The sequence below is a fragment of the Acidobacteriota bacterium genome (genome assembly GCA_021161905.1).
In the GTDB taxonomy this organism is placed as follows: domain Bacteria; phylum Acidobacteriota; class B3-B38; order Guanabaribacteriales; family JAGGZT01; genus JAGGZT01.
In genome coordinates, this window is the sequence record JAGGZT010000030.1 from 1 (window position 1) to 7,956 (window position 7,956).

Genomic DNA, 7,956 nt, shown 5'->3' on the forward strand with positions numbered 1-7,956 from the left:
AACATACGATGAACAGTAGAACAATTGCCGATGTGAAATTGAATGGGATATCAGTACCCGAGGCGGGGATAAATGGGGCGATCGCCGGCTACTTCGGGGTCCCTGTGGTCTTCATCGCCGGCGATAAAGCCATCTGCAAACAGGCGAAGGATCTCTTCCCCTGGGTGGAAGCGGTAGCGGTGAAGGAGGGGATAGGAAGTGCTGTCAAAACGCTTCATCCGGAGGTAGCAAGAAAGAGGATAAAAGAAAGGGTCTATTACGCCCTAACCCATCTCAAGAAATATAAGCCGTTTGTGATAAAGCCTCCCTATACTATTGAGGTAACCTTCATCGATGAGGTATTGGCGAATAAGGTGAGTTTCATACCCTACGCAAAGAGAACTGGACCACTGTCGGTATCCTTTACCGATGATGACTTTATCCAGGTACTCAGGTTTTTCAAGACAGCGTTAGCTGTGAGGTAAGATGGAAGTAGGACTTCTTTACGGAAAGGGGATAAAGAAAGTAACCCTTCCTTCGGGGATGGAGTGCGTCATCTTGAGGAAAAAAGAGATGCCCATCTCCTCAAATCCAACGGAAGAGCTCATCGAAGCCCTTAATTCGCCCATAGGAAGCCCCCCTTTGGCGGAGATGCTCTCCCCCGGGATGAGGGTGGCGGTGGCGATATCCGACATCACAAGACCGGCGCCGAACCAGGTGCTCCTCCCCCCTCTCCTCCATCTCCTTGAGAAGAAGGGGATAAAGAGGGATGAGATAACGATCATAACCGCATCGGGAACCCACCGCAAGATGAGCGAGGAGGAGCTCCTCGAACTGGCGGGAAAGGAGATCGTCGAAAAATATAGGATAGTACAGCACGACGCAAGGGATGAGGAGGGGCTTTCCTTCCTTGGGAAGACAAAGAGGGGAACTCCCATCTTAATAAACCGGGAGTTCCTCTCTGCCGATCTCAAGATAGCGGTTGGGCTCATCGAGCCCCACTTTATGTTCGGCTACTCCGGTGGGGTGAAATCGATCGCACCGGGGCTCTCCGGTATGGAGACGGTGAAGTTCCTTCACGGAGTAGACATCCTCGCCGATGAGCGTTCGGCGACAGGGGTGATAGAGGGAAACCCCTGCCGGGAGGAGGCGAAGGAGATAGCGGAGAGAGTGGGTCTTTCCTTCATCGTCAATGTGGTGATAACCGAGCGCCGGGATATATCGGGGATATTCGCTGGAGACCCCATCTCCGCCTTCGAGGAAGGAGCGCGTTTTCTCGATCGCTACGCCAAGGTGAAGGTGAAGGAACCGGTCCCCCTCGTTCTCACCTCCTCTGCTGGCTATCCTCTGGATACCACCTTTTACCAGGCAGTGAAGGGGATGGTTGTCCCCCTTCCGATAACAGAGGACGGAGGTATCATCATCCTCGCTGCTGAATGCTCCCAGGGGATCGGTGGACCCGAGTTTATTAGGCTGCTCCAGGGGCTCACCGATTTCGATCACTTCCTCGCCCATCATCGGAAGATGGAGAACTTCGTCCCCGATCAATGGGAGGTGCAGGAGCTGATCAAGGCGCTCAAGAAGGTGGAGGTTTTCCTCTACTCCGAAGGGCTAAAAGGGGCAAGATTGAACCATATCCCCCGATTAAGACTTATAAGCTCGATCGAGGAAGGGATAGATATGGCAGCAGAACGCCTGGGGAGGAATATAAAAACAGCAATAATCCCCGAAGGACCTTACATAATCCCCACCCTATGACAGCCTCTTTCTGAAGAGGGAAAGGCTTACCAGCAAAAAGGAGAACCCAAGGATAAAAAGGGCGATAAACTGTCCCTTAAGGACGGAGAACCCCACCCCTTTCAAAAATATCCCCCGAACGATCACCAAAAAGTAACGGATGGGGATGAGATAGGTGAGGTACTGAACTGCCCGAGGCATATTCTCTATAGGAAAGATAAAACCGGATAAGATCATCGAGGGAAGGAGGGCGAAAAAGGCGGTTATCATCGCCTGTTGCTGGCGTCGGGAGATGACCGAGAAAAGAAGCCCCATCCCCAGCGTGCTCATCAAGAAAAGAGCGGCGCCGAAGAAAAGAAGGAGGATACTCCCCCTAAATGGGACTTTAAACCAATAAATACCGACAAAAAGAACCAAACCAGCATCGATAAAACCGATTATCACATAGGGGATGAGTTTTCCGATAAGGAGTTCCCTTTTCTTTATCGGGGAAACGATCAACTGTTCCAGTGTCCCCGCTTCCTTCTCCTTGGCAATGCTCGTCGCGGTAAGGATGGTGGTCATAACCATCAGGATGAGGGCAATCACCCCGGGAACAAAGAAATTTCTACTCTTCATCTCAGGGTTGTAAAAGACGCGGATCCTCGGATCGAGGATCCCCCCTTCGCCCTCCTCCATTATCCTCCTAAGGTTCAGAGAATAAGGGTTAAACCGCTCGTTTAAGGTAGCTATAATCATCCTTCGGGAAAACCGCTCCACGATCACCGAGGCATAACCCAAAGCGATCCGTGCTGTGTTGGCATCCGCTGCATCAAGAATGAGGGCAAGACTCGCCCTGCTCTTCCTTCCGATGTGGGTGCCGAAATTCGCCGGGATGACCAAGCCCATCCTCACCTCTCCCCTGGCGATCAAGGGATCGAGCTTCCTCATATCATCGACCTCCATCACCAGGTCGAAATAGCCAGAGCGGGCGAACTCCCTTATAAGCTCTCGAGCTTCAGCGCTTTGGGAGTAATCAGCTACCGCAAAGGGGATATGGCGGATGTCGAGGTTGGCAGCATAGCCGAGCAAAAACAGCTGGAGGAGAGGAGCTACAATGACGATGGGAAGGATACGCCTATCCCGGGAGAGTTGACGGAATTCCTTTCTCACCATAGCGAAGACCCGGGAGAACACCCTTTCACCTCCTTAAGCTATCTTCTTCCTAAACCTCAGTATGCTTGCCACCATAAAGGTGGAACCAAGCACCACAAGATAAACCACCTGCATCTTGAGCTGGGAGAGTCCTACCCCCTTAAGGATGATCCCCCTGAGGATTACGATAAAATAGCGAGCAGGGAGAAGATAGGTTATGAGCTGAACGAAGTAAGGCATATTCCTTATGGGAAAGATAAAGCCGGAAAGGATGAGCGAAGGGAGAAAGGTAAGGAGCAGACTGAGGAGCCATGCCATCTGCTGGGTTCTGGCTATGGTGGAGATGAGAAGACCCATTCCCAGGATGCTCACGAAGAAAATAAGGGATAAGAGAAAGAGCAGGGAAAAACTCCCTCGGAAGGGAAGATCAAAGATGGTGATTCCGGCGATCAGGATGAGTACGAGCTCGGCAATGGCTATCAATATGTAGGGGAGAAGCTTTCCTACGATGAACTCCAGTGAGGAGATGGGGGAAACACGGATCCCTTCAAGCGTCCCATCCTCCTCCTCACGAGCGATGGAAAGCGAGGCGAGCATCACCCCGATGACCATCATAATAAGCCCGATGAGACCGGGGATAAGGAAATTGGGGCTTTTTAGATCGGGATTATACCACAGCCGAGGACGAAACGAGATGGGCGAACCATTCATTAATCCTCCTTCCCTCAAGCTCTTTTTAAAGAGCAACTTACCAGAGTATCTGATCAAGGCTCCCTTAAGGTAAGCCACCACCTGACTCGCCGTGTTGCTATCGCTTCCATCGACAAGGATTTGTATAGAAGCCGTCTCCCCTCTATCTATCCTTCGGGCAAAGCCAGCAGGGATGATAAGCGCCGCCCAAGCCTCCCCAGAGTTGAGCTTTTCTTCGGCAGCACGGTAAGAGCCTACCGGTATCATCCGAAAGTAGCCCGATGAGGAAAGAGAGAGAATAAGACCCCGCGATTCCGCGCTCCGGTCGGCATCGAATAGGGCGGTGGGCACCTCCCTTATATCAAAGGTGATGGCATAGGCGAAGAGGATCAGCATCAGCATAGGGAAGAAGAGGACCATAATAAGGCTCCGCGGATCCCTCCGGATGTGCTTCAACTCCTTTACCGTAAGAGCAGCGATCCTCTCCATCGTTATCCCTTCTTTAGCTCCTTCCTTGAAAGATAGACGAATACATCCTCAATGGTGGGGTTTGCCTTTGTCAACTCCTTGATGGAGAACCCCCTTGAGTTGAGCTCCCTCTCGATCACCGGAAGCGCTTCTTTCGCATCCTTTACCATCAGGTGAATGGCATCCCCGTAGCTATTTACATCCCTTATCGGCTCACCCATTTCCTTTAAAAACTCAAAGGCGGGGAAGAAAGGCTCCACCCGAAGCCGTACCACCTCCTCGCCCATTATCCTCTCCTTCACCTCGCTCGGCTGGGCACAGGCGATGAGCCTCCCCTGCCAGATAAATCCGATGGTATTACAGTGCTCCGCCTCCTCCATATAGTGGGTGGTGACGAACAGGGTGGTCCCCCCCTGGGCAAGCTCGTAAAGCATATCCCAGATAACCCGCCGGGTCACCGGGTCAATGCCGGCTGTCGGCTCGTCGAGAAAGGCGATCTTAGGCTTATGGACCATAGCACAGGCAAGGCCCAAACGCTGCCTCCAGCCACCGGAAAGGTTTCTCACCAAGTGGTCCCGATAAAAATCGAGCCCAAACCGCTCCATCACCTCATTTGCGGCAAGAGCCGACTTTCTCTTATCCTTCAGATAAAGCCGGGCATAAAAGGTGAGGTTCTCCCAAACGGTGAGGTCCTCATAAAGTCCAAAATGCTGGGACATATAACCGATTATCTCCTTTATCCTCTCTGTCTCCTTGAGGAGATCATACCCCCCTACTCTGGCGTTCCCCGAACTTGGGGTAAGGATACCGACGAGCATCCTAACCGTAGTCGTCTTACCCGCTCCGTTCGGTCCCAGAAAACCGAATATTTCCCCCTCCTTCACCCTGAGGGTAAGGTTATCAACGGCGACTAAGTCGCCAAACCGCTTGGTTAGCTCTTCGGTCTCAATGGTGTACATCATCAATTACCTTTGGGAATAATGATCACATCTGCGGGAAGACCCGGCTTGAGATAGCCCTTGCTATTTTCCACAATAACCTTTACTCCGAAGACAAGCTTCACCCGCTCCTCCTTCGTCTCTACTTCTTTAGGGGTAAACTCCGCCTCCGGGGAGAGAAAACTTACCCTGCCGGCAAATACCCGTCCAGGGAAGGCGTCTATCCTCACCTCCGCCCGATCACCGAGCCGTATCTTCCCAAAATCGGTCTCCTTTACATACACCTTGACCCAAGGCTTCCTGAGATCTATTATCTTGGCAACCAAACCCCCCGCAGGAAGAAACTCCCCTTCCTGAGAGAGCTTCTCCGCCAATATCCCATCGCGAGGAGAACGAATCGTCCCCCGTTCAATATCCCTTAAGACCGACTTGAGCCTCGCCTTAACCTGAGTGAGCGCTGCCTCAGCCATCCTTATCTCCTCGAGGCGGGCGCCCTTCTTCACTATCTGGTAGCTTTTCTCCGCCTGTTCATACCCCTTCTCCGCTACCTTGAGCTTGGTCTTTGCCCGGTCGAGCTCCGCCTTGGGAAGCGCTCCACTCGCCACCAACTCCTTCACCCGGGCAAACTCCCGCTTCATCTCGGCAAGCTGGGCAAACGCCTGATCCTTCGCCGCTTGTGCCCGCTTTATCTCCTCAATTCTCGCCCCCTTCTTAAGGAGGGAGAGCCTCGCTTCGAGCTCCGCTATCTTCCCCTCAAGTTCATCCCGCACACTCTCGAGCCGTTCGGTATTGATCTTCGCTATCACCTCCCCCTTCTTCAAAAAATCCCCCTCCTCAGGGGAAAAGCTCACCACCTTGCCCGCGATCTCGGTACGGACAAAAACCTCAACCGCCTCCACCGTCCCAGAACAGACAATACCCCGCTTCTCCCCTTCTTTCCGGCAGGCGGGCAAGATAGAGACGATGATCACCGCAAAAAGAAGGCTCAACCGCCTAAATCTATCCTTCTTTGTCATTATTACCTTCCTCCTCATCTTCCTCCATTTGAGCGATCAAAACGCTGAAAGGAAGGGGCAAAAAGGAAAGGTGATATACCTTCCTCTTCCTCAATAACCCCTTGGAAACGAAACTCAGAAGTTCCTTTTTCCTTTCCTCTATATTTTCCTTCGAAAGGAGATCCTTCTCCAATATACGGGATAAGATAGGAGCCGCCCCGAAATAAAAACCGATCAACCCCACCAAATTTATGAAGAGATGATAGGGATCGGCTGGATAGAAGACACCCTCTCTTACCCCTTTTTCGAAAATCTCTTTTCCCTTTTTAAACACCGATCTTATATACCGCGGCATTATATCCCTCAACCTTCCCCCTTCACTGGCGAGCTCCCGGAGGATTATCCTCCGTGCCTCCGGATTTTGGGAGACGAAGTCGAAATAGGTGGTTATTACCCGGGAGATCTTCTCATACGGCTCCCTCTCCTCCTCTAACACCTGATTGAGCTTTATGGAAATGGTGGAGAATATCTGTTCCAACACCTCCTGGTAGAGTTTCTCTTTGGTTTCAAAGTAGTAGTGGATGAGGGCTTTATTTACCCCGGCGGCTTCAGCTATTTCGGAGGTTCTTGCGCCGTGGAATCCCCGTTCCGCGAATATCATATAGGCAGCGGAGATGATCTTTTCTCGAGATGATGTTTTATCGCTTCCCGCCATTTTAACTAACCAGTTAGTTAATTTAGCCCAACATCACAACGCTGTCAAGGGAAAAATTGTGGAAAAACCGTTGACTAAATGAGAGAAAAAGTTGTATAAATAAAAACGAGGTGAGAAATATGGTGGAAAAGGAACTGAAGCTGGAAGAAGGGCTAAAAGAGGTAGTCGAAGCCACCAAGGAGTTCTTCAAGCGGATAAAGGAGGACACCAACAGAAGCCTAACGGTCCTGACAAAGAAGGGGGAGATTCGTTCCATTAAAGAGGCAAAAGAAGGGAAACTCCGCCAGCTCGGTGATCTGGTATATAAGAAAACAAAAAAGGGAGAGCTCACCCTCTCTCCCGAGATACAATCAATTGTGGACGATATAGAGAAGCTGGAGAAAAAACTCAAGAAAAAAGAAAAGGAATTAGCAAAGCTTACTAAGGAAATAGGGAAGAAAGATCCTCACGATTAATCCGCTTTTGGTGGGGCTATAGCTCAGTTGGGAGAGCGCGTGACTGGCAGTCACGAGGTCACGGGTTCGAATCCCGTTAGCTCCACCATTTTATTTATATCCTGAGATAGCCTCTCATTCCTCACTACCGTCGAGAGAGAAGCTCGTTGACAATCCCCTTTCCCATCAATATCATCAACTTAGAAGAGAATTATTAAGGAGGCAGTTATGCTTGAGAAGATCCGGGAAGATATGAAGAAAGCCCTCAAAGAGAAAAACGAAGTCGCCCTCTCCGCCCTGAGGCTTCTCCTTTCCGAGATAAAGAATGCGGAAATAGAGAAAAGGGGGAAGCTCGAAGAAGGAGAGATAATAAACATCATCAGACGCTCAATAAAGAAGCGAAAGGAGGCGATAGAGCTTTTCGAAAAGGGAGGAAGAGAGAAGCTGGTGGCGAAGGAGAAAAAGGAGATAGAGGTCCTTTCGAAGTACCTCCCCAAGGAGCTATCCGCTGAGGAGATCGAAAAGATCGTAGGCGAAATAGCAGAAGAGGTGGGGGCAATGGGTCCCTCCGATATAGGTAAGGTGATGCGGGAGCTGATGAGCCGGTTCCGGGGGAGGATCGACGGTAAATTAGCAAAAGAAATCGTAGAGAAGAAACTCAAGGGGGAAGCAAAGGAAAATGGCTGATTTCGTCTTGGTAAGCGCCTGTCTCTTCGGTATCCCCTGCCGTTACGACGGCACCCACTCCCTAAGGAAGGATTTAGTGAGGAAGCTCGCCGGCTATCAGGTGATCCTCTTCTGTCCCGAGGTCGCCGGCGGACTCCCCATACCTCGCCCTGCTGCCTGGCTCGAAGGAGGGGATGGGG

At 51.2% G+C, this 7,956-nt stretch carries 10 protein-coding genes and 1 tRNA gene; 6 read left to right on the forward strand and 5 right to left on the reverse strand.

Annotated elements, in window-relative coordinates:
- The coding region (locus tag J7L64_04420; GenBank protein MCD6451586.1) for a M55 family metallopeptidase at positions 1-464 on the forward strand (464 nt) is incomplete at its 5' end.
- A 1-nt stretch (position 465) separates the two neighbouring features.
- Entirely contained in the window at positions 466-1,737 is a 1,272-nt protein-coding gene (larA, locus tag J7L64_04425) for a nickel-dependent lactate racemase (GenBank protein MCD6451587.1), read from the forward strand.
- Here the strand turns inward: larA and J7L64_04430 are convergent.
- Genes J7L64_04430 through J7L64_04450 form a run of 5 tightly spaced genes read right to left on the reverse strand, consistent with a single transcriptional unit; the run spans position 1,732 to position 6,656 of the window.
- Positions 1,732-2,871, reverse strand: a complete 1,140-nt coding sequence (locus J7L64_04430) for an ABC transporter permease (protein MCD6451588.1) — start codon at positions 2,869-2,871, stop codon at positions 1,732-1,734. The two genes, larA and J7L64_04430, sit on opposite strands and share 6 nt — an antisense overlap.
- A gap of 33 nt (positions 2,872-2,904) precedes the next feature.
- Positions 2,905-4,029, reverse strand: coding sequence for an ABC transporter permease (locus tag J7L64_04435; GenBank protein ID MCD6451589.1), 1,125 nt, complete (start codon positions 4,027-4,029; stop codon positions 2,905-2,907).
- Between the two features lie 2 nt (positions 4,030-4,031).
- Positions 4,032-4,970 carry an ABC transporter ATP-binding protein gene (locus tag J7L64_04440; protein ID MCD6451590.1) on the reverse strand — a complete coding sequence of 313 codons (939 nt, stop codon included), beginning with the start codon at positions 4,968-4,970 and terminating at the stop codon, positions 4,032-4,034.
- A complete protein-coding gene (locus J7L64_04445; protein MCD6451591.1) occupies positions 4,970-5,962 on the reverse strand; it encodes an efflux RND transporter periplasmic adaptor subunit in 993 nt (330 codons plus the stop codon). The genes J7L64_04440 and J7L64_04445 overlap by 1 nt, the downstream gene beginning before the upstream one ends.
- Entirely contained in the window at positions 5,946-6,656 is a 711-nt protein-coding gene (locus J7L64_04450; GenBank protein ID MCD6451592.1) for a TetR/AcrR family transcriptional regulator, read from the reverse strand. The genes J7L64_04445 and J7L64_04450 overlap by 17 nt, the downstream gene beginning before the upstream one ends.
- 119 nt (positions 6,657-6,775) lie before the next feature.
- On the opposite strand from J7L64_04450, the gene J7L64_04455 reads away from it, so the two are divergent.
- From J7L64_04455 to J7L64_04470, 4 genes are all read left to right on the forward strand, one after another.
- Positions 6,776-7,111, forward strand: a complete 336-nt coding sequence (locus J7L64_04455) for a hypothetical protein (protein MCD6451593.1) — start codon at positions 6,776-6,778, stop codon at positions 7,109-7,111.
- 12 nt (positions 7,112-7,123) lie between these two features.
- Positions 7,124-7,199: transfer RNA gene (locus J7L64_04460), tRNA-Ala, on the forward strand.
- Between the two features lie 119 nt (positions 7,200-7,318).
- Positions 7,319-7,777 carry a GatB/YqeY domain-containing protein gene (locus J7L64_04465; GenBank protein MCD6451594.1) on the forward strand — a complete coding sequence of 153 codons (459 nt, stop codon included), beginning with the start codon at positions 7,319-7,321 and terminating at the stop codon, positions 7,775-7,777.
- Positions 7,770-7,956 (forward strand): DUF523 domain-containing protein (locus J7L64_04470; protein ID MCD6451595.1); only part of this gene is annotated, 187 nt, incomplete at its 3' end. The genes J7L64_04465 and J7L64_04470, both read left to right, overlap by 8 nt.

What these genes read in the sequence shown, in the direction of transcription:
- larA (MCD6451587.1), top strand. Translation starts at nt 466, where the DNA reads ATGGAAGTAGGACTTCTTTACGGAAAGGGGATAAAGAAAGTAACCCTT.
- J7L64_04430 (MCD6451588.1), bottom strand. Translation starts at nt 2,871, where the DNA reads ATGGTGAGAAAGGAATTCCGTCAACTCTCCCGGGATAGGCGTATCCTT.
- J7L64_04465 (MCD6451594.1), top strand. Translation starts at nt 7,319, where the DNA reads ATGCTTGAGAAGATCCGGGAAGATATGAAGAAAGCCCTCAAAGAGAAA.
- J7L64_04450 (MCD6451592.1), bottom strand. Translation starts at nt 6,656, where the DNA reads ATGGCGGGAAGCGATAAAACATCATCTCGAGAAAAGATCATCTCCGCT.
- J7L64_04435 (MCD6451589.1), bottom strand. Translation starts at nt 4,029, where the DNA reads ATGGAGAGGATCGCTGCTCTTACGGTAAAGGAGTTGAAGCACATCCGG.
- J7L64_04455 (MCD6451593.1), top strand. Translation starts at nt 6,776, where the DNA reads ATGGTGGAAAAGGAACTGAAGCTGGAAGAAGGGCTAAAAGAGGTAGTC.
- J7L64_04445 (MCD6451591.1), bottom strand. Translation starts at nt 5,962, where the DNA reads ATGACAAAGAAGGATAGATTTAGGCGGTTGAGCCTTCTTTTTGCGGTG.
- J7L64_04440 (MCD6451590.1), bottom strand. Translation starts at nt 4,970, where the DNA reads ATGATGTACACCATTGAGACCGAAGAGCTAACCAAGCGGTTTGGCGAC.